At 66.2% G+C, this 19,038-nt stretch carries 21 protein-coding genes; 12 read left to right on the top strand and 9 right to left on the bottom strand.

All coding sequences use genetic code 11. The features are described 5' to 3' along the window. Nucleotides 1-30 precede the first annotated feature (30 nt). Both EV580_RS13575 and EV580_RS13570 read left to right on the top strand, forming a co-directional pair. Nucleotides 31-687, top strand: a complete 657-nt coding sequence (locus EV580_RS13575; protein ID WP_133691692.1) for a DUF998 domain-containing protein — start codon at nucleotides 31-33, stop codon at nucleotides 685-687. Nucleotides 688-759: 72 nt separating this feature from the next. Continuing rightward, complete coding sequence (locus EV580_RS13570) at nucleotides 760-1,131, top strand: heme-binding protein (RefSeq protein WP_133691691.1); 372 nt, start codon at nucleotides 760-762, stop codon at nucleotides 1,129-1,131. Between the two features lie 3 nt (nucleotides 1,132-1,134). On the opposite strand, the gene EV580_RS13565 is transcribed toward EV580_RS13570, so the two are convergent. Next, on the bottom strand, nucleotides 1,135-2,445 hold the full coding sequence (locus tag EV580_RS13565; RefSeq protein ID WP_133691690.1) for a class I SAM-dependent methyltransferase: 1,311 nt from the start codon (nucleotides 2,443-2,445) through the stop codon (nucleotides 1,135-1,137). Beyond that, complete coding sequence (locus EV580_RS13560) at nucleotides 2,442-3,815, bottom strand: FAD-binding oxidoreductase (protein WP_133691689.1); 1,374 nt, start codon at nucleotides 3,813-3,815, stop codon at nucleotides 2,442-2,444. The genes EV580_RS13565 and EV580_RS13560 overlap by 4 nt, the downstream gene beginning before the upstream one ends. Before the next feature lie 89 nt (nucleotides 3,816-3,904). Between EV580_RS13560 and EV580_RS13555 the strand changes: the two genes are divergently transcribed. Continuing rightward, nucleotides 3,905-4,342, top strand: a complete 438-nt coding sequence (locus tag EV580_RS13555) for an SRPBCC family protein (protein WP_133691688.1) — start codon at nucleotides 3,905-3,907, stop codon at nucleotides 4,340-4,342. Here EV580_RS13555 and EV580_RS13550 read toward each other — a convergent pair whose 3' ends face one another. Next, on the bottom strand, nucleotides 4,343-5,098 hold the full coding sequence (locus EV580_RS13550; protein WP_133692232.1) for an Rv3717 family N-acetylmuramoyl-L-alanine amidase: 756 nt from the start codon (nucleotides 5,096-5,098) through the stop codon (nucleotides 4,343-4,345). Nucleotides 5,099-5,257: 159 nt separating this feature from the next. Between EV580_RS13550 and EV580_RS13545 the strand changes: the two genes are divergently transcribed. The 3 genes from EV580_RS13545 (at nucleotide 5,258) to EV580_RS13535 (ending at nucleotide 7,187) form a co-directional block, all read left to right on the top strand. Continuing rightward, nucleotides 5,258-5,587: a YbaB/EbfC family nucleoid-associated protein gene (locus tag EV580_RS13545; protein ID WP_133692231.1), complete on the top strand. Its 330-nt coding sequence runs from the start codon at nucleotides 5,258-5,260 to the stop codon at nucleotides 5,585-5,587. Nucleotides 5,588-5,592: 5 nt separating this feature from the next. Then, nucleotides 5,593-6,204 (top strand): recombination mediator RecR, encoded by a 612-nt coding sequence (recR, locus tag EV580_RS13540; RefSeq protein WP_133691687.1) that lies wholly within the window; start codon nucleotides 5,593-5,595, stop codon nucleotides 6,202-6,204. Nucleotides 6,205-6,305: 101 nt separating this feature from the next. Continuing rightward, nucleotides 6,306-7,187 carry a type IV toxin-antitoxin system AbiEi family antitoxin gene (locus EV580_RS13535; RefSeq protein WP_133691686.1) on the top strand — a complete coding sequence of 294 codons (882 nt, stop codon included), beginning with the start codon at nucleotides 6,306-6,308 and terminating at the stop codon, nucleotides 7,185-7,187. 18 nt (nucleotides 7,188-7,205) lie between these two features. Here EV580_RS13535 and EV580_RS13530 read toward each other — a convergent pair whose 3' ends face one another. Then, complete coding sequence (locus tag EV580_RS13530; protein WP_286171557.1) at nucleotides 7,206-7,919, bottom strand: type 1 glutamine amidotransferase; 714 nt, start codon at nucleotides 7,917-7,919, stop codon at nucleotides 7,206-7,208. Next, entirely contained in the window at nucleotides 7,912-9,141 is a 1,230-nt protein-coding gene (locus EV580_RS13525; protein ID WP_133692230.1) for a Mur ligase family protein, read from the bottom strand. Before EV580_RS13525 ends, EV580_RS13530 begins: the two co-directional genes overlap by 8 nt. A gap of 105 nt (nucleotides 9,142-9,246) precedes the next feature. Between EV580_RS13525 and EV580_RS13520 the strand changes: the two genes are divergently transcribed. The 3 genes from EV580_RS13520 (at nucleotide 9,247) to EV580_RS13510 (ending at nucleotide 12,925) form a co-directional block, all read left to right on the top strand. Then, a complete protein-coding gene (locus EV580_RS13520; protein WP_133691685.1) occupies nucleotides 9,247-10,236 on the top strand; it encodes a DEDDh family exonuclease in 990 nt (329 codons plus the stop codon). 41 nt (nucleotides 10,237-10,277) lie between these two features. Then, a complete protein-coding gene (locus EV580_RS13515) occupies nucleotides 10,278-12,641 on the top strand; it encodes a putative bifunctional diguanylate cyclase/phosphodiesterase (RefSeq protein WP_286171556.1) in 2,364 nt (787 codons plus the stop codon). 80 nt (nucleotides 12,642-12,721) lie between these two features. Continuing rightward, entirely contained in the window at nucleotides 12,722-12,925 is a 204-nt protein-coding gene (locus EV580_RS13510) for a hypothetical protein (protein WP_133691684.1), read from the top strand. On the opposite strand, the gene EV580_RS13505 is transcribed toward EV580_RS13510, so the two are convergent. Then, entirely contained in the window at nucleotides 12,918-13,790 is an 873-nt protein-coding gene (locus EV580_RS13505; protein ID WP_133691682.1) for a helix-turn-helix transcriptional regulator, read from the bottom strand. The genes EV580_RS13510 and EV580_RS13505 overlap by 8 nt on opposite strands. A gap of 73 nt (nucleotides 13,791-13,863) precedes the next feature. Here EV580_RS13505 and EV580_RS13500 point away from each other — a divergent pair, with 73 nt between their 5' ends. After that, nucleotides 13,864-14,502, top strand: coding sequence for a class I SAM-dependent methyltransferase (locus EV580_RS13500; protein WP_133691680.1), 639 nt, complete (start codon nucleotides 13,864-13,866; stop codon nucleotides 14,500-14,502). Nucleotides 14,503-14,518: 16 nt separating this feature from the next. Then, nucleotides 14,519-15,094 (top strand): TetR/AcrR family transcriptional regulator, encoded by a 576-nt coding sequence (locus EV580_RS13495; protein WP_133691678.1) that lies wholly within the window; start codon nucleotides 14,519-14,521, stop codon nucleotides 15,092-15,094. On the opposite strand, the gene EV580_RS13490 is transcribed toward EV580_RS13495, so the two are convergent. Together EV580_RS13490 and leuA are read right to left on the bottom strand one after the other, a co-directional pair. Continuing rightward, complete coding sequence (locus EV580_RS13490; RefSeq protein WP_133691676.1) at nucleotides 15,087-15,473, bottom strand: SHOCT domain-containing protein; 387 nt, start codon at nucleotides 15,471-15,473, stop codon at nucleotides 15,087-15,089. The genes EV580_RS13495 and EV580_RS13490 overlap by 8 nt on opposite strands. A gap of 30 nt (nucleotides 15,474-15,503) precedes the next feature. Continuing rightward, nucleotides 15,504-17,339: a 2-isopropylmalate synthase gene (gene leuA / locus EV580_RS13485; protein WP_166654693.1), complete on the bottom strand. Its 1,836-nt coding sequence runs from the start codon at nucleotides 17,337-17,339 to the stop codon at nucleotides 15,504-15,506. A gap of 255 nt (nucleotides 17,340-17,594) precedes the next feature. Between leuA and EV580_RS13480 the strand changes: the two genes are divergently transcribed. Beyond that, complete coding sequence (locus tag EV580_RS13480) at nucleotides 17,595-18,425, top strand: hypothetical protein (protein WP_133691673.1); 831 nt, start codon at nucleotides 17,595-17,597, stop codon at nucleotides 18,423-18,425. Here the strand turns inward: EV580_RS13480 and EV580_RS13475 are convergent. Next, nucleotides 18,397-19,038 (bottom strand): helix-turn-helix domain-containing protein, encoded by a 642-nt coding sequence (locus tag EV580_RS13475; protein WP_166654692.1) that lies wholly within the window; start codon nucleotides 19,036-19,038, stop codon nucleotides 18,397-18,399. The genes EV580_RS13480 and EV580_RS13475 overlap by 29 nt on opposite strands.

Below are 19,038 nucleotides of genomic sequence, written 5' to 3'. Positions count from 1 at the left end.
GACAGTCCAGTTCTGAAAGGGAGACGCGCCGTGACTTCGACCGACTGTCCGCCGCTAGCCGTCCGGGTGACCAAGTCGCTGCTGGGCTACGGCGTCATCGCCGGACCGTTCTACGTCGTCGTGGCCGCCGCGCAGGCGGCGACCCGCGACGGGTTCGACCCGACCCGGCATGCCGTCAGCCAACTCGCCAATGGTGCTCTGGGCTGGATCCAGATCGCCAACTTCGTCCTGTCCGGGGCGATGACGATCGCGGCGGCCGTGGGTCTGCGACGGGCGCTCGGCCCGGGGCGTGGAAATGCCTGGGCCGCGGGACTTCTCGGCGTCTATGGTGTTGCGCTCGTGCTCGCCGGGGTGTTCCGGGCTGATCCGTCTGACGGCTTCCCGCCGGGCACGCCGCCCGGGATGGGTGAGCCGAGCTGGCACGGGATCGCCCATTTCGGTGTTGCCGCAATCGGATTCGTCTGCCTGGTCGCCTCGTGCTTCGTCTTCGGCGCTGCGTTTCGTCGCGATGGTCAGCGCGGCTGGGCCTGGTTCTCGTGGGTCACCGGTGTTTTCTTCGCGGTCAGCTTTGTGGCGCTAGCGTCGGGGCAGGGTGGTGCAGCTGCGGTGCTGGCGTTCACCGCTGCCGTCGTCTTGGCGTGGGCGTGGCTCGCGGCGGTGTCGGTGAAGTTCTACCGGCAGGTGTGAAGCATCTCGTCGTCCGCTGTGGATTTCCTGTGCTGCCGAGCGGTCTTTCGGCGTGACCCCTACCGTCTATGAATGACCATCGACTCTCGTCGACTAGTGGCCACGCTGGTCGGATTCGGCGCGCTCAGCGCTGGGCTTTTGGGCCAGATCCCTTCTGCGGCTGCAGATCCCGATGCACCGCCACCGCCGCCGAACTGCACCGCCGCCGATATGGAAGGCGTGCGGATGGGTGTGCAAGCGGCGACGTCGGCGTACCTGTTCACCCATCCCGACGTGAATGCGTTCTTCACCAGCATGGCCGGCGTTCCCCGGGCGCAGGTGCTGCAGCGGGTGAAGGCCTATATGGCCGCCAATCCGCAGACGGCGTCTGACATCACCGGCATCCGACAGCCGTTGGTGGACATCAAGAATCGCTGCGGTCAGCTGCCGGGGTCGGCAGTCTGATTTCTAGGCGTTCCACCACGGGCGCAGCGGCAGTCCGCCGTCGCCACCCTTTTCGTCCAGCTTGACCGCCAGCACCTGGTGCAGCTGAATCACATTGGTGTCGAAGCCCAGTCGCGATCCGGCCATGTACACACCCCACACCTTGGCGGTCGCCAGGCCGACCTCTTCGACCGCTTCGTCCCAGTGCTCGACGAGGTTGCGGCACCAGTCGCGCAGCGTCATCGCGTAGTGGTGGCGCAGGTTCTCCTCGTGCAGCACCTCCAGCCCCGCGTCCTGCGCCTCGGTGATGATGCGGCCCGAGCCGGTCAGTTCCCCGTCGGGGAAGACGTAGCGGTCGATGAATCCACCGGTCGCCATCGCCCTGTTGTCCGGACGGGTGATGCAGTGATTGAGCAGCAGCCCGCCCACGCGCAGCTTGGTCTTCAGGAAGCCGAAATAGGCGGGGTAGTTGGCCAATCCGATGTGCTCGGTCAGTCCGATCGACGAGACCGCGTCGAAACCGCTCTCCAACACGTCGCGGTAATCGCTGTGCCGGACCTCGGCCAAGTCGGCCAGCCCCTGCTCGGCGATTGCCTTCTGCGCCCAGGCCGCCTGCTCGCGTGACAGCGTGACGCCGATGGCCTTGACCCCGTGGCGCGCCGCGTAGCGCACCATGCCGCCCCAGCCGCAGCCGACGTCGAGCAGCCGATCACCGGGCTTGAGGCGAAGCTTCTCGAACACCAGCCGGTACTTGTTCTCCTGTGCCTCCTCCAGCGTCGCCTCCGCGGTCGGATAGCAGGCGCAGGTGTAGGTCATCGACGGTCCGAGCACCCACTCGTAGAACGTGTTGGACACGTCGTAGTGGTGATGGATGGCGTCGGCGTCACGTTTCTTGCTGTGGCGCAAGCCTTCTGCGAAGCGGCGCCACCGCGGCAGCGCCTCCTGCGGAGGCGGGGCGATCGGCCGCAGGTGTTCGATGCCGATCGAGCGCACGATGTCGACCAGCATCCGCGCCGGCGGCCGCTTGAAGTCGAGATTGTGGGTGAGCGCTCGCAGCAGTTCGTACGGGTCGCCGGGATGCACGCCGTGCAGTTCGAGATCGCCTGCGACGTAGGCCCGGGCCAGGCCCAGATCGCCCGGGGCGGTGGCCAGGTAGGTGGTGCCGCGCGGAGTACGCAGATCCAGGCCCAGCTCGGCGTCCTCAGGCCCGGCCGTACTGCCGTCGTACGCGGTGAACTTCAGGGGCAGCTCGCCGCCGGCGGTGAAGAGCTCGAGGATCTCGGCCAGGTTGAATTTTCCTGGCGCATGCGCGTCGTTTTCACGGAAGGTAGTCATTGTCTTTGCACCGCCTTTGCGTAGAGGTCAAGCAGCCGCGAATCAGGGTCGTAGATCTTTTTTACGGTCTTATACGTTTCGCCACCGTAGAGGTCGTCAAACTCCTCACGGCTGTAAAACGCGTCGGAGTACAGCGACTTGTGGCCGTGCAGGTCGCTGATCTTCTCTTCGATCAGTCGGTTGGTGTGACCGGGCGTAGGTCCCTGTGGCACCGAGGACCAGAACCCCACGTTGACGTAGGTGTGCCCGGCCCGCAGCGGGTACAGCGGCCAGCCCGCCGGGTCGTGCAACCGCAGCGGGCACAGCCATACCGGTTCGATGGGCACGTTGGTCAGGAACCAGGACAGGAATTCCTCGCACCGCTCAATCGGCACCTCGACGTCCTGCACCACCCGCTCCAGCGGCGGACGGCCGTTGCGGGCCTCGATCCGGTCGGCGATGTTGAACCGCTGGTCGTAGCCGATCAGCTTCCAGTAGAAGCTGCTGCGCCGGTAGCGCCGCGGCCAAAGCCGGCGCAGCTTCGGGTTCTGCGCGCCGAACGCCCGCGAGCACCAGAACCAGTCGGTGTCCCAGCGCCACAGGTAGTCGTGGATGGTGAGACGGTCGTCCTTGACGCCCTCGGCGTGCTGGATCGACCGGTAGTAGATGTCCTGGCCGGTGTAGTCGCTGACCGGTCCTGCGGTGGCGGTCTGCATGCCCAGACACAGGTAGCTCTCGTCGGCGCTGAACACCACACCGTCGAGGTAGTCGACGCGCACGCCGTTGTAGCCGCCGGTCTCGATGATGCGGTCCATCGCCGCGACCAGGTCGGCGACTGTGTGAAACCTCAGGTGCTTGAGCGCCACGAATGGCTTCACCGGTTCCAGCTCGATCCGCAGTCGCACCGAATAGCCAAGGGTGCCATAGGAATTGGGAAAGCTGCGGAACAGATCCGGGTGCTGGTCGCGGCTAGCGGTGATCACTTCGCCGGAACCGGTGAGGATGTCCATCTCGATGACGGACTCGTGCGGTAGGCCGTTGCGGAACGACGCGGACTCGATGCCGAGCCCGGTCACCGCACCGCCCAGCGTGATCGTCTTGAGCTGCGGGACCACCAACGGGGACAGGCCGTAGGGCAGGGTCGCGGCGACCAGGTCTTGGTAGGTGCACATACCGGCGACATCGGCGGTCTTGGCGGCCTGGTCGACCGAGATCACGCCCGTGAGCCCGGAGGTGTCCAGGCCCGGGGCGGTGCGTTTGGCGCGGGCCCGGAACAGGTTGGACGTGGGTTTGGCCAGCCGAACGGAGGCGTCCGGAGGTATGGCGCGGTAACTGGCCAGGAGCCGGTCCACGCCGTTGGCGTGAGCTGTCAGTGCTGCGGAAACAGGCACACGACTACGCTAGTCCGCAGCCACAGCCCGTGCGACCGCATGGCTGCCGGATCACACTCAACAACCACCGTCACAAGGAGTATTGCCTGATGGGACAGGTCAGCGCCGCCAGCACGATCCTGATCGACGCCGAGCCGGCGACCGTTCTCGCCGCGATCGCCGACTACCAGGGCGTGCGCCCGAAAATCCTGTCCCCGCAGTACAGCGAGTACCAGGTGCTGCAGGGCGGCCAGGGCCCGGGCACCGTCGCCAAATGGAAGCTGCAGGCGACCAAGTCACGGGTCCGTGAGGTGCAGGTGACCGTCGACGTTGCCGGTCACACCGTGATCGAGAAGGACGCGAATTCCTCGATGATCATCAACTGGACCGTCTCGCCGGCCGGGCCGGGTTCCAGCGTCACCCTCAAGACCACCTGGAACGGCGCGGGCGGCATCGGCGGATTTTTCGAGAAGACGTTCGCGCCGCTGGGCCTGCGCAAGATTCAGGACGAGGTGCTGGCCAACCTGAAGAAGAACGTCGAGAGCTGATCAGCTGGTGCGCGGCGGCTGGGTGGCCAGGAACGCCGCGATGCCCTGCACCACGGCGGCCGCGATCTTCTGACGGCCCTCCGGGCTTTCCATCAGTGCCGAGTCGGCCGGGTTCTTCATGTTGCCGCATTCGACCAGCACCGACGGGTACTGCGCGAGGTTGAGCCCGGTGAGGTCGGCGCGGCCGTAGAGCCCGTCGGAGCCGATGTAGTTGGCGGCCGGCAGCCCGGAGGCGACCATCTGGTCGCGCATGATCCTGGCCAGCTGCACCGACGGCCCGGCCTGGGCCTGGTTCAGCGGCGGGTTGGAGTAGTTCACGTGGAAGCCGCGGCCGGTGGCCGGTCCGCCGTCGGCGTGGATCGACACGACCGCGTTGGGCGCCAGGGCGTTGGCCATCGCCGCGCGCTCATCGACGCAGGCGGCGACCTGGTTGTCGTTACCGCGGGACATCGCCGTGCGCACCCCGAGCTGGGTCAGCATCTGGCGGATCAGCAGCACCGTGTCCCAGTTGAAGGTGTGCTCGGTGAAGCCGTCGTTGGTGGCGGTGCCCGATGTCTGGCAGTCCTTGGTGCCGCCGCGGCCGGTCGGGACCTGCTTGGTCAGCGACGCGTCGTTGGCACCGTTGTGGCCGGGGTCGAGGAAGACGATCATTCCGGCGATATTGGGTGCGGCGTGGCTCAGCGGGGTGGTCAGCGATGACGCGACCACCAACACGGCGGCGCACGGCGCGGCCACGACACGCATGCGGGCGGACATAAGCACGCGCGTCACCGTAACTCTTTTGCCGTCTAGGCTTGAAGTCACTGACCGCCGAAATTCGCAGGCGCAACCAAGTCGAGACCGAGACGCAAGGAGACCGTCATGCAACCCGGTGAGCTGCCCAACCTCGAGGGTTTTCGCGAACGGGCCGAGGAGATGCGCGACCAGTTGATGCCGGGTCTGCAGGCCGCGCTCCAGCAAGCGCAGGAAATGCAGCAGAAGCTGATGGAAGCTCAGGCCGCGCTGGCCGCCTCCGAGGTACACGGACAGGCCGGCGGCGGACTGGTGCAGGTGACCATGAAGGGCAGCGGCGAGGTGTCCGGCGTCCGGATCGACCCGAAGGTCGTCGACCCCGCCGACGTCGAGACCCTGCAGGACTTGATCGTCGGCGCGATCGCCGACGCGGCCCGGCAGTTCGCGATCCTGGCGCAGACACATCTCGGCCCGCTGGCCGGCGGGGCTGCCCCCGGTCTGCCGGAGGCCTGACTTAGTTGTTTGAGGGTCCCGTCCAGGATTTGATCGACGAGCTCGGCAAGCTGCCGGGTGTCGGTCCCAAGAGCGCGCAGCGGATAGCGTTCCATCTGCTGTCGGTGGAGCCGCCGGATATCGACCGGCTGACCGCGGCGCTGGGCAGGGTTCGCGACGGGGTGCAGTTCTGCGAGGTGTGCGGCAACGTGTCCGACGCCGAGCGCTGCCGCATCTGCAGCGACGCCCGCCGCGACGGCACGCAGGTGTGCGTGGTCGAGGAGCCCAAGGACGTGCAGGCCGTCGAACGGACCCGCGAATTCCGCGGGCGCTATCACGTGCTGGGCGGTGCGCTGGATCCGCTGTCCGGAATCGGACCGGATCAACTTCGAATTCGTCAGCTGCTCAACAGAATTGGTGAACGCGTCGACGGTGTGGACATCACCGAGGTGATCATCGCGACCGACCCCAACACCGAAGGGGAGGCGACCGCCACCTACCTGGTGCGGATCCTGCGCGACATTCCCGGGCTCACCGTGTCGCGGATCGCGTCGGGTCTGCCGATGGGCGGTGACCTGGAGTTCGCCGACGAGCTGACGTTGGGCCGCGCCCTGTCCGGCCGCCGCCAAATGGTGTGAGCCCTCTCCGCCAAACCGACATTTCGCAGGGAAAGTTCGAGTAAATCCCTGCATTTCGTCGGTTTCGGCAACCTGTCAGACCCCGCAACGACGATGCCGACATGACTGAAGTATTTCTGGGCAGGGAAGCGCTCGGCGACGGGCTGTCGCGCCATGACCTTCAGCGCTGGTATCGGCGGATGTACCGGGGCGTCTACATCCCCAAGTACGCGACGCCGTCGTTGGGTGATCGCGCGATCGGTGCGTGGCTGACCACCAACCGAATTGGTGTCATCGCCGGGGTGGCGGCGTCGGCGCTGCACGGTGCGCAATGGGTTGACGACGACGAACCGATCGAAGTGCTGGTCGATGAACGACGGCGGCAGCCGGGTTTGTCACCCCGAATGGATCGGCACTCTGCCGATGAAGTCGTCATCGTCGAGGACCTGCCGGTGACGACGCCGTCGCGAACGGCCTTCGACATGGGTCGGTACCTCAAACGCGCAGCCGCGCTGGCTCGTCTGGATGCGTTGATGCGAGCAGCACCATTCGCTCCCGAACGCGTTGAGATGCTGATGCACAAGTATGGGCCTGTCCGCGGTGTTCGGCAGCTCCGCGACCTGCTGCCGCTGATCGACGCGGGTTCGGAATCGCCGAAGGAGAGTTGGTTGCGGCTCCTGTTGATAGACGGCGGACTTCCCGCGCCGGAGACTCAGATACCTGTCCTCGATGGCGGCGTGCCAATCGCCTACCTGGACATGGGCTACCGCGATATCCAGCTCGCGATTGAGTATGACGGCGATCAACACCGTAGCGATCGACGCCAGTACGTCAGAGATATTCGGCGCCTGCCCGCGGTGGAACGCCTGGGTTGGGAGGTGATCCGCGTCATCGCCGAAGACCGACCGGCCGAGGTGCTGTGGCGGGTCAAGGAGGCGTACCGCCGTCGCGGTGGCGCCGAGATCGACGAAATGCGGCGATCTACTCGCACTTTCGCTGCGTAATGTTGGTTTGGGCGCAAGTTAGGCGCGGCGGGGAGCGGCCAGTCGTTCACGGCGCAGCTGCTCGACCTCGGTCAGGTCCAGCGGCTCCAGCGGGCCGACGACCCGTGACAGCAGCAGGTCGGCCAGCTCCGGATTGCGTGCCAGGCACGGCCCGTGCAGATAGGTCGCCACGACGCTGCCCTGCACCGCGCCGTCGTAGCCGTCGCCTGCGCGGTTACCGGCGCCCTTGACCACCGCCGCCAGCGGGCGTGCGTCCGGACCCAAAACCGTGCCGCCTCGGTGGTTTTCAAAGCCGGTCAGCGGCGAGGAAATACCATCGAGCAACGGCGTGGACACCACCTCGCCGATCGTGCGGCTGGCCTGCGGCGACGTGGTCACGTCGAGCAGGCCCACGCCCTCGACCCGCTCGCCGGCCGATGTCTCATACCAGTGGCCGAGCACCTGGATGGCCGCGCAGATCGCCAGCACCGGAGCGCCGCGGGCGGCGGCCCGCTGCAAACCCTGATGTGTCAGAAGATGTTTGGTGGCCAGCCGCTGCGCGTAGTCCTCGGCGCCGCCAAGGGTGTACAGGTCCAGTGAGTCGGGCACCGGGTCGGCCAGCGTGATCTCGACGATCTCGGCCTCAAACCCGCGCAGCCGCAACCGCTGTCGCAGGACGACGGCATTACCGCCGTCGCCGTAGGTGCCCATGACGTCGGGCAGCACCAGCCCGATCTGAACCTTCTCAGCCACCCATCCTCCCCAGGGTGCGGGTCAACGAGAGGAATGCCGTGTAGTTCGCCACGACCTCGACGTGCCCCTTCGGGCACGAGGCGATCGCATCAATGGTGTTGTGCACCAATGTATGTGGGACACCGGCATACCCCAGGCGCACTGCCAGGTCGGTTCCGCGCTCACCGGCCGCCACCACGGGCACGCCTTCGAAGTGCTCGAAGTTGACGTCCCACAACCAGGACAGGTCCTCACCGTCGGGCACCTGGCCGTTGACGGAGATCACAACGCCCTCGGCGGTGGTGTCGACCATCGACAACGCCTCCTGCCAGCCGGCCGGGTTCTTGGCCAGCAGGATGCGCGCGGTGTGCTCGCCCATCGGCACGGTCTGGTAGCGGCCGGCGACCTCGTCCACCGCGGACACAGCGGCCACCGCGGCCACGGGGTCGGCCCCCAGTGCCACCGCGGCAGCCACCGCCTGAGTCGCGTTGCCCCGGTTGACCTTTCCCGGCAGTGACAGGCGCATCGGAAGCTCGAGTCCGTTCGGACCGTAGATCTTCGCGTCGTCGTACCACCACTGAGGGCTCGGTCGTTTGAAGTCCGTACCCGTTGAGTACCAGTGCGATTGGTCGCGAACGATGATCTCGCCACTGCGCGGGCAGCTGACCGAATCGTTGGCCCAGCCACCCCCGGCGGCCACCCATACGACGCGAGGGGAGTCGTAGGCCGCCGAGGTCATCAGCACGTCGTCGCAGTTGGCCACGACGATCGCCCCCGGATGACGCGCGAGTCCCGCCCGCAACGTGCGCTCGATGTGATTGATCTCGCCCACCCGGTCGAGCTGATCGCGCGAGAGATTCAGGAGCACGATCACCTCCGGGCTGACCGCGTCCGCGACGTGCGGGACGTGCATCTCGTCGACCTCGAGGGCGGCCAGCGACGCGTCGCGGGATCCGGCGAGCGCGGCCACCAGACCGGCGTCCATGTTGGCGCCCTCGGCGTTGGTGGCGACAGGCCCCAGAGTGCCGAGTGCGGCGGCGGTCATCCGGGTGGTCGTCGACTTGCCGTTGGTGCCTGTCACGACGACGGTGCGACGGCCGGTGCCGAGCTGGCCCAGGATCGAGCGATCCAGTGTCATCGCGACCAGACCGCCGATCATGGCGCCGGCACCGCGGCCGGTCGCCCGGGAGGCCCAGCGCGCGGCCGAACCAGCGGCCAGCGCAGCGCGGCCCCGCAGTGTCATCGTCGGCTTCGGCATTGGGACGCAAGTTTATGCGGACCAGACCCACCTGGCCGACACGGAATCGATGTCCCGGGCACTGTCGGACCTGCGTGCCATCCTGACTGTGTGAGCCACACCTGGGGTCGACCTGCCTGCGAGCCGGGCGACGGCTGGGTCGTCGTCGACGTCGAGACCTCGGGTTTTCGCCCTGGCCACGCCCGGATCATCAGCCTGGCGGCTCTGGCGCTGGACCCTGAGGGCCGGGTCGAACATTCCGTTGTGAGCTTGCTCAACCCCGGCGTCGATCCCGGTCCCACCCACATCCACGGCCTGACCGCCGAGATGCTGGAAGACCAGCCAACGTTCGCCGACATCGCGCCCGACGTCATCGACCTGCTGCACGGGCGCACCCTGGTCGCGCACAACGTGGCCTTCGATTATGCGTTCCTGGCCAGTGAGGCCGAGCTGGCCGAAACCGCGCTGCCGGTCGACACCGTGATGTGCACCGTCGAGCTGGCCCGCCGCCTTGACCTCGGGCTGGAGAACCTGCGGCTGGAAACACTGGCCCGGCATTGGGCGGTGCCCCAAACCCGCGCCCACGACGCATTCGACGACGCTCTGGTGTTGTCCAGGGTCCTCGCCCCGGCTCTGCAGCGGGCCCGCGAACACGAAGTGTGGCTGCCTGTGCGCCCGGCAACCCGTCGCCGCTGGCCCAACGGCCGGGTGACCCACGACGAGCTGCGGCCGCTGAAGATGCTCGCCTCCCGGATGCCGTGTCCGTACATGAATCCTGGGCCGTACCGGCGGGGCGGTCCGCTGGTCCAGGGCATGCGCGTCGCACTGTCGGCCGAGGTGAACCGCACGCACGAGGAACTCGTCGAACGCATCCTCCATGCCGGGCTGGCCTACTCCGACGCTGTGGACCCGCAGACGTCATTGGTGATCTGCAATGAGCGCACACCCGAGCAGGGCAAGGGCTATCTCGCGCGGGAGCTCGGTGTCCCGGTGGTGTCCGACCGGCAGTTCATGGACTCGATCGCGTCGGTGGCCAACGGCACCGGGATCGACGAGTTCGCACCTTCGGTCGACCAGGGGCAGCAGTTCGCGCTGTTCTGACGGCTCGCTTCGCTAGCATCGCCACCGGGGTGGTGATGTAAGTGGACGATCGCAGGGCCATGCTGCAATCGGCTTTGCCGATTCTGTCCTCGGTGATCAGCTGTGTACTTCTCGCCCTCGGGTTCGCTTTCAACTGGGGTGGCGACGGCACCGTCCTCGTCGTCGACGCCTTGGCGTTCGCCGCGTTCGGTCTGTATGCAGCCGTGTGTTCGACCATTGCGGCGCGCGCCGCGCAGGGACGCAACCGCAGCGCCTGGACCATCATGGCGATCGCGCTCTATGCCTGGGTACTGGGGGAGCTGACCAGGGCGCTGTACTCCCTCGTCCTGCACCGCTCGTTGTTCCCGTCGCCGTCGGACTTCCTGTACTTGATTTTCGTTGTGCTGATGTGCGTTGCATTCCTGCGTTTTCCGGCCGAACCGACGCACGGTTCTCGCACCCGCGTTCTTTTCGATGCGCTCATCGTCGCGATGTCGCTGTTCGTGGTGTTGTGGGTCGTGGTGCTGGGCAACGTATACGAGGCCACAGGGGTCGACAGCGTCATCCAAGGGCGCGCGATGCTCTACCCGCTGTTCCTCCTGTTCATGTTCGTGGCCGCCGTGGTGTGCGTCGCCCGGTCTGGTCCCGGAAACAGCATGGTGGCATGGCTCTTTCTCGGTGCCGTCACGCTCATGGCGTTCTCCGGGGTCGCCTTCGCGCTGCTTCAGGCGGGAAACCGCTATCACCCCGGCCACCTCACGAGTATTGGCTGGGTACTCGGAATGTCGTGCTTCGGAGCGGCCGCGCTGCTGAGCAGACACCCCAGACCGCCTCTGCCGCGGACGAACCCGGCACAATCTTCGACCGCACTGTGGTTGCCCTACATACCGCTGCTGATCGCCGGCACTCTCGGCCCGGCGATCGTGATGACAGGTGTCCTGCGGGTCGGGGTTCCCGTGTTGATGGCGTTCCTGTGCATCCGGCAGGTGCTCTCCGGCTGGGAGAATCGCCGATTGCTAACGGCCGCAGCCGATCAGGCATTGCGCGACCCGTTGACCGGGCTGGCCAACCGCACGTTGTTTCAAGACCGGCTGGCACACGCGATCGCGCTGCGCCGCCGCGACGGCCGCGTGGTGGCCGTCGTGTCACTGGACCTCGACGATTTCAAGCTGATCAACGACACTATGGGACATCCTGCTGCGGATAGCCTTTTGATTCGCGTGGGCGAGCGCATTGCCGAGTGCGTGCGGCCGGGCGATACCGTCGCACGCCTTGGCGGCGATGAGTTCGCACTCCTCCTCGAGAGCACCGCCGACGAGGCGCACCTGGTGTGCGAGCGGGTCATCGCATCGTTCGACATGCCCTTCATCGTCGACGGTCACGAAGTCCTTGTGCGGCCGAGCGCCGGGATGGCCGTCACAATGCTGGCCGAAACAGAGCTCGAGCCAGAGGAATTGGTGAAGCGGGCCGATATCGCGATGTACTTCGCCAAGCGATCGCGCAATGCGACGGTGCACACCTTCAGCTCCGAGATGACGCTGCTCGATCCGGGCGTCGAGGAAGTGACGAACACCGGCGAGAATCGTTCCGTCGGAAGCGGCGCGGCGCAAGTTCGGCTGCTCGGCGAACTACGACGCACCATCGACCGCGGTGGCCTCGAGATGGCCTACCAGCCCAAGCTGGACTTGCGCACCGGCCGTGTCGTGGGAGTGGAAGCGCTGTTGCGGTGGCCGCACCCGCGACTGAAAGTGCTTCGGCCAGCGGCATTCCTGCCGCTGATCCTGCGGCACGGCTTGATGCGCCCGGTGACGGATCTGGTGTTCAACAAGGTGCTCGACGACGCAGCGCGATGGGTGGCGATGGGACTGGACGTTCCCGTCGCGGTGAACCTGTTCGCGCCTCTGCTCCGCGATGTGCGGCTACCCGAGGCGGTGGGCGGCTTCCTGCAGGAACGGAACCTCCCGACCCGGCTGCTGACCATCGAGATCACCGAGGACCTCGTCCTCGACGAGGTCGGCCGGGTGACCGGAGTGCTCCAGCAGCTGCGGGATGACGGAATCCAGATCGCGATCGACGACTTCGGTAGTGGCTATTCAGCATTGAGCTATCTGCGTGACCTGCCGATCGACGAGGTCAAGTTCGATCGCCATTTCATCGCCTCGGTCGCCACCGACGAAAGGGCCGCCGCGGTGGTCAGCGCGGTGATCGATCTGAACCACAATCTCGGGATCACGGTGGTTGCCGAGGGCGTGGAAGACGCTGAGACCGCGACATGGTTGCGTGAGCACGGCTGCGATATCGGCCAGGGCTACTACTTCGGCAGGCCGGCCCCGGCAGCTGAGATCCCCGGCTTGGTGGCCGAGTTCGCGCAGCGGTCGCAAAGCGCACCCTCACAGCCTCCTGTGGGTCTGGACCTAACCCCCTGAAGCTTGCGGACATTCGAATTCTGTTGACGTAGCGTCGAGTTGGGCCCACCGACTACCCGTTTGGAGAAGGCAGTCCCGACATGACAAAAATACTCGCCGCCACCATTGGCGGAGCGTCGATTGCGCTGCTCGCCGTATTCGCGGCGACGACCGGCACGGGCAACTCCGTGACCACACACACGACGGCCGATTCCGGTCAGGAGTCGAAATTCCCGACGCCGACGCCGCCGTCGCCGGCCATGGTGTCAGGGGCGGTGACCACGACCGCCCCGTCGATCAAGTAGCTCCGCGTCCCGTCGACTCCAGAGCGCGCCACTGTCGCGGGGACAGACCGTGAACACGGAGAAACACCCGGCCGAAGTAGCCGGCGTCGGAAATCCCGACTCGGTGTGCGACCTCTGTGACACTGAGGCTGTTGTCGCGCAACAGGATCCGTGCCTGTGCCATGCGGCGCTCGAGGATCCACTCGCCGACGGTGCGGCCCGTACGCCTGCGGACGACCGTGGTGAGGTGCCCCGGGGTCAAGCCCAGTTCCTGGGCGACATCTCGTAGGGAGATCGGCTTTCCGAGCTGCCGGTCGATCACGGTGAACACATCGGCGATCAACGGTTCACCGGATCGCCGCAGGTCATGAACCAGGTCTTCGGTCATCCGGGCCAGGTCGATCAGCAGCAGGGTGAGTTGAGCCAGTACCGCCGGCCGGTAACCGTCTCGGCGAACGGTGAGTTCGGCTTCCATCGACTCGATCATGCTGTCCCAGAACGCTTTCCGACTGTCGGGGAGGCTGATCCGAAGCACCCCGCCGGGCCGTCCGTGCAGGAACGGGAACAGCAGTGGATGACGACGCCAGGCGGGCCACGGCGAATGCGTCCCGTCAGCCAGCGCCGAGGGATCGAAGAACACCGCGATACCGCGCGACGTGTCTTCTCCGATCGCGGGGTCGATGGTCTCGCCTGCCGCGACGATGCACACCGACGCGGTGTCCGGCAGGTACGTCATGATCGGGAAGCCGTGAATGTGCCGGGATTTCTCGGGCGGTCCGTCCGGGTGTAGGCGCAAGACGGTCACCGGCGGGGTAGCCGGATCGGTCGGGTATTCGTAGATGGGCACCCCGGCGCGGTGTCGTACCGGTCGCGGGGTCGGAAGCATCGACCAAATATAGTCCTGGTTTTGCCGAAGATCGCACGAGAAATGTTTTCTCAGTGCAACCACCATGGACAATATGACCGAAAATCGTCCACATTCGGTGGCCGGCAGCTGGGGTAATCGCCACGATTATCTGCCGGCCGCCGGCCACGACCGGTTTCTTCCTGCCTATGACCTCTTGACCTGGGTGCTGGGTTCGCGCCCCGTGTACGACCAGCTGATCGCACAGGCCGCGTTGTTCGACGGTGCGCAGGTGCTCGAAGTCGGTGCTGGAACGGGCAATGTCACGATCCGAGCGGCACGGGCCGTCCCGTCCGCCAGCGTGACCGCGCTGGATCCCGATCCACGGGCGTTGGAGCGGGCCCGGCGCAAAGCTGCTGGCCGACCGGGGATTCGATTCGAGCAGGGTTATGCCCAGCAGTTGCCGTTCGCCGACGACACCTTCGATCGCGTGTTGTCGTCGATGATGTTGCATCACCTGGACCACGAGGTGAAGGCCGCCGCCCTGTCTGAAGCGTTCCGCGTCCTCAAACCGGGCGGCGAGATGCACGTCGTTGACATCGTCCACGCACACGGGCCCGTGCAGACAACGGCCGATGAGGTGCCGGAACTCATGCGGCTGAGCGGATTCGACTGTTCCGTCACGGGCACTCGTCGGCTGCGCTTCTTCGGGCCAGTGCAGTACTGCCGCGGCCGTAAACCACTACGCGGGTAGTACGCTGGCGTTCCTGATGCCGCCAAATCCCGAACGTCGCACCGTGATCCTCGACGCCGCAATCGACATCGTCGTCGACGTGGGTATCGGGGGCCTCACTCATCGCCAGGTCGACGACCGCGCCGCTCTGCCGGCGGGGACCACGTCGAACTATTTCCGGACCCGGCTGGCGCTGCTGGAGGCCACCGCCGCCCATGTCGTGGACCTTCACTGGCGCAACGTCGAGCTGTTGCAGTCCGCGCTGCCGTCGCCGATGGACCGGGCGAGTGTGGCGGCGCTGCTGACGCGGATGGTTGCCGACCCCGACGAGGTCTCACGCCGGCGGACACTGGCTCGTTTCGAGTTCTTCATCGAGGCGATCCGGCGGCCCGAATTGCAGCCGTTCATCTACGAGTTGCAGCACGCAGCCATGAAAACGGCGGGTGTGATCCTGGCCTCGGCCGGCATCGATGCGTCACCTGAGCAGGTGGACCAGATGACCCGGCTGCTCAACGGATTGGCATTCAGCAATCTCACGATCGATCAACCCGCCGGGCACGACCCGGCCGGGCTGATCGATCGTGTGCTCGACGCGGTGTTCGGAACTAGCTGAGGGCCTTGGCCTTCAGCGCCTCGAACTCCTGCGGGGAGATGGTGCCGGCATCGAGAAGCTGTTTGGCGTGCTCGATCTCCTGTGCGGGAGAACGTCCGGCAGCTTCCCGGATGTAGGCATCGGTGTCTTGCTTTGCGGCCACGGCGGCTTCCCGTGCGCGTTCGGTCATGCCCCGACCGCGCGCGATCAGATAGATCAGCGCGGTCAGCCATGGAAACACGATCAGGAAGATCACCCAGACGGCCTTGATCCAGCCGGACGTCGTGTGATCACGCCAGAACAGGTCCACCAGGATCTGGAACAACACCAGCAGGTAGGCGATCCAGGCGAAGATGATCAGGAAGTGCCACAGGAAATCCCACGTCGAACCCCAGTCCATGACCTACTCCTTAAGTCGTCTCCGAGAACGTTAAGTCGTTGGAATGGCTCCGATTCGGGCGGCACGGTTGACCGCCGAGACCACGGCTCGCAGCGATGCCGTCGTGATCGACGTCGCGATGCCGACACCCCACACCGTGCGCCCGCCGATCGACGCCTCGACATAGGCGGCCGCGGCGGCCTCCTCGCCTGCCGACATCGCGTGCTCGGAGTAGTCCAGCACGCTGACGTCGAAACCGACCGTGCCCAGGGCGTCGACGAACGCGGCCAACGGGCCGTTGCCTGCGCCGGTGATCTCGGTTTCGACCCCGTCGATCTTCACCACGGCTTCGATGACGTCGGTGCCGCCGTCGACCTCCGCGCCGACCACCTTCTGGCGGATGCGCTCCAAAGGCCGAATCGGGGACAGGTATTCGTCGGCGAACGCGTCCCACATCTCCTTGGGCGACACTTCGCCGCCCTCGCCGTCGGTGATCGCCTGAATTGCTTGGGAGAACTCGATCTGCAGTCGCCGCGGCAACGCCAGCCCGTGATCGGCCTTCATGATGTAGGCCACCCCGCCCTTGCCGGACTGCGAGTTGACCCGGATGACGGCCTCGTAGGTGCGGCCGACGTCCTTGGGATCGATCGGCAGATACGGAACCTGCCACAGGATGTCGTCGACGTCCGAATCCGCTTCGTCGGCAGCGACTTTCATCGCATCCAGGCCCTTGTTGATGGCGTCCTGGTGGCTGCCCGAGAATGCGGTGTAGACCAGGTCGCCGCCGTAGGGGTGCCGTTCGTGCACGGGCAGCTGGTTGCAGTACTCGACGGTGCGACGAATCTCGTCGATGTTGGAGAAGTCGATCTGCGGGTCCACCCCGCGGGAGAACTGATTCAGGCCCAGCGTCACCAGACAGACGTTTCCGGTGCGCTCACCATTGCCGAACAGGCAGCCTTCGATGCGGTCGGCCCCGGCTTGATAACCCAATTCCGCTGCCGCAACGGCGGTTCCGCGGTCGTTGTGCGGGTGCAGGCTCAGGATGATCGAGTCGCGTGGGGTCAGGTGCCGGTGCATCCACTCGATCGAGTCGGCGTACACGTTGGGCGTAGCCATCTCGACGGTGGCGGGCAGGTTGACGATCAGCGGCACCTCGGGGGTGGGCTTCACGATGTCGGCGACGGCGTTGCACACCTCGACGGCGTACTCCAGTTCGGTTCCGGTGTAGGACTCCGGCGAGTACTCGAAGCGCCACTGGGTGTCGGGATACTTCGCCGCCTCCTCGACGCACATGCGGGCGCCTTCGGTGGCGATCTTCTTGACTTCCTCACGGCCGGCACGGAATACGACGCGACGCTGCAGGATCGAGGTCGAGTTGTAGAAGTGCACGATGGCGCGCGGCGCACCCTGGCAGGCCTCGAAGGTGCGGGTGATCAGCTCGGGACGGCATTGCGTCAGCACCTGGATGGTGACGTCGTCGGGGATGGCGCCCTGCTCGATGATCTCGCGGACGAAGTCGAAATCGGTCTGGCTGGCCGACGGGAAGCCGACCTCGATCTCCTTGTAGCCCATGTTGACCAGCAGCTCGAACATGCGGCGCTTGCGGGCCGGGCTCATCGGGTCGATCAGGGCCTGGTTGCCGTCGCGCAGGTCGACCGCGCACCACATCGGTGCGTGCTCGATGACCTTGTCCGGCCAGGTGCGGTCGGTCAGCGTGACCGGCTCTACTTCGGCGGCAAACGATCGATACCGGTCGACCGGCATCGAGGAGGCGCGCTGGGTGTTCCAGGACGGCTGGCCGTCGCGGCGCGGGCCGGCAGGGGTTTTGATGGTGCGGGCAGATACGTAGGCGTCTACAGATTCAAAAGACGGTTTTTGGCTGGTCACGATTGGCTCCGGGATGTCTTGGATTGGACTTCAGACCGGCGCATCGCGAAAACCCGCGACGGGAAGCCAGTCTGGATCAGACCCCGTCGCGGCGTCCGAGAAGGAGCACCCGCTGCACAAGTCCGTACTGTACTCCGAATGCCTCACCAGGCCAAAGTCGGTGTTCAATCGCGACCCAAGAATTCGCTGACACGGTAAATTGACGTGCTTGCAAGCCGTGATCGGGGGTTATTCGTGCAACTGAGCGTTCGCTCTATGCTCGCGGCCGGCGTCTCGACGACCGTCGCCGCCACCATCGCCCTGGCGCCGCTGCCCACCGAGTCGCTGCCGGCCACACAGACCGTGCCCGTCGCGCTCACCGGCGCCTGGCAGGACCTGCAGACCAATCTCCAGCAGGATCTGGGCAATCTGGCGTCGTTGATCGTGAACTATCCGCCCGCGCCGATCCTGACCCAGATCGCGAAGAACTTCACCACCTACTCGCGCTGGCTGGTCGGCGAGGACGGGGGTGATCCGCTGAAGATCGTGCAGACGATGAGCGACCACGCCGCGGCGGTCGCCGGCGTGATGGTCACCTTCGGACTGTTGATGCCGCTCAGCTTCGTCGGGCCGTTCATCGCGCCCGGCATCATGCTCGTCCAATTGGTCGCCGACACCTCCAGGTACCCGTCCACCCCGCAGACCGTGCTGCAGGCGTTCATCGACGCACCGGCCGTCTATCTCAACACCACGTTCAACTGCTGCTCCACGCCGCTCGTTCAGCTGGCATTCGGCCTGCTGAACCCCGGACCGCTCGGCTACTTCCTCTCGTTGGGGCCGGCGATCGCGACGGCGCTGCAGATCACGACACCCGAGTCTGAGGCCGCAGCGGGCGCGGCAACGGCGAGCGCTGTGTCAGCTGCGCAGGCCCGGTCCGGCGTCGCCCAGAGTCGGCGTTCCCAACCGGCGACCGCCGCACCGAAGGCCGTCGCCTCGCGCAGCGCCAAGCGGCCCCGTGCGACACACAAGAACGCCGATGCGCGGCAGACCACGCCGTCGTCGGGCAAGGGACAGTCGGCTAGACCTGCGAGTCCGGGAACGCGATAACCGACAGAAACCGGATCGGCACCTCGATCAGGTCCGCCGGGCCGTGTGCGCCCTCGCCGTCGATCTGCAGTGAATCGCCCGGGTGCAACCGGTACACCGACCGGCTGTGCGCGTAGTCCATGACGCCTTCGAGCACATAGATGAACTCGGTGCCCGGGTGCTGGAACAGCGGATAGGTCTTGCTCTTCCCCGAGAGTGTGACCAGAAGGCACTCGAGACGTTTGTGCTCGCCGCGCAGCGAGCCGAGCAGTTCGTACTCGTGGCCCTCCCGGGTGCCGGTGCGCACGATCCGCGCGCCGGTTCCGGCCTTCACGAAGGCGGCCGGACGTTCCACGTCGGCGCCGCGGAACAGCGTGGTCACCGGGACGTCGAAACCCTTGGCCAGCAGCGCCAGCGTGGACAGGCTCGGCGAGGTCTGGGCGTTCTCGATCTTGCTCATCATCGCCTTCGAGATGCCGACCCGCGCCGCCATATCGGCCACCGACAACCCCAGCTGTTGGCGTAGGAGGCGCACGTTGTGCGCGATCGCCGCCTCGAACTCCAGCTCGGCGACCGGCTCGTGCGGTTCGCGATCACGGGCCGTACCGGATTGGTTGCGCAGCAGATCGGTCAC

This window comes from Mycobacterium sp. BK086 (assembly GCA_004362315.1).
Classification (GTDB): domain Bacteria; phylum Actinomycetota; class Actinomycetes; order Mycobacteriales; family Mycobacteriaceae; genus Mycobacterium.
The sequence above is the reverse complement of the archived record's forward strand: the minus strand, read 5'-3'. Positions and strand labels throughout refer to the sequence as shown.

Bases quoted from the DNA above. Each gene is read 5' to 3' on its own strand.
- EV580_RS13505 (WP_133691682.1), bottom strand. From the start codon at position 13,790: ATGCTTCCGACCCCGCGACCGGTACGACACCGCGCCGGGGTGCCCATC.
- EV580_RS13570 (WP_133691691.1), top strand. From the start codon at position 760: ATGACCATCGACTCTCGTCGACTAGTGGCCACGCTGGTCGGATTCGGC.
- EV580_RS13545 (WP_133692231.1), top strand. From the start codon at position 5,258: ATGCGCGACCAGTTGATGCCGGGTCTGCAGGCCGCGCTCCAGCAAGCG.
- EV580_RS13525 (WP_133692230.1), bottom strand. From the start codon at position 9,141: ATGACACTGCGGGGCCGCGCTGCGCTGGCCGCTGGTTCGGCCGCGCGC.
- EV580_RS13535 (WP_133691686.1), top strand. From the start codon at position 6,306: ATGACTGAAGTATTTCTGGGCAGGGAAGCGCTCGGCGACGGGCTGTCG.
- EV580_RS13480 (WP_133691673.1), top strand. From the start codon at position 17,595: ATGCTCGCGGCCGGCGTCTCGACGACCGTCGCCGCCACCATCGCCCTG.
- EV580_RS13565 (WP_133691690.1), bottom strand. From the start codon at position 2,445: ATGACTACCTTCCGTGAAAACGACGCGCATGCGCCAGGAAAATTCAAC.
- EV580_RS13555 (WP_133691688.1), top strand. From the start codon at position 3,905: ATGGGACAGGTCAGCGCCGCCAGCACGATCCTGATCGACGCCGAGCCG.
- EV580_RS13490 (WP_133691676.1), bottom strand. From the start codon at position 15,473: ATGGACTGGGGTTCGACGTGGGATTTCCTGTGGCACTTCCTGATCATC.
- EV580_RS13550 (WP_133692232.1), bottom strand. From the start codon at position 5,098: ATGTCCGCCCGCATGCGTGTCGTGGCCGCGCCGTGCGCCGCCGTGTTG.
- EV580_RS13510 (WP_133691684.1), top strand. From the start codon at position 12,722: ATGACAAAAATACTCGCCGCCACCATTGGCGGAGCGTCGATTGCGCTG.
- EV580_RS13500 (WP_133691680.1), top strand. From the start codon at position 13,864: ATGACCGAAAATCGTCCACATTCGGTGGCCGGCAGCTGGGGTAATCGC.
- EV580_RS13495 (WP_133691678.1), top strand. From the start codon at position 14,519: ATGCCGCCAAATCCCGAACGTCGCACCGTGATCCTCGACGCCGCAATC.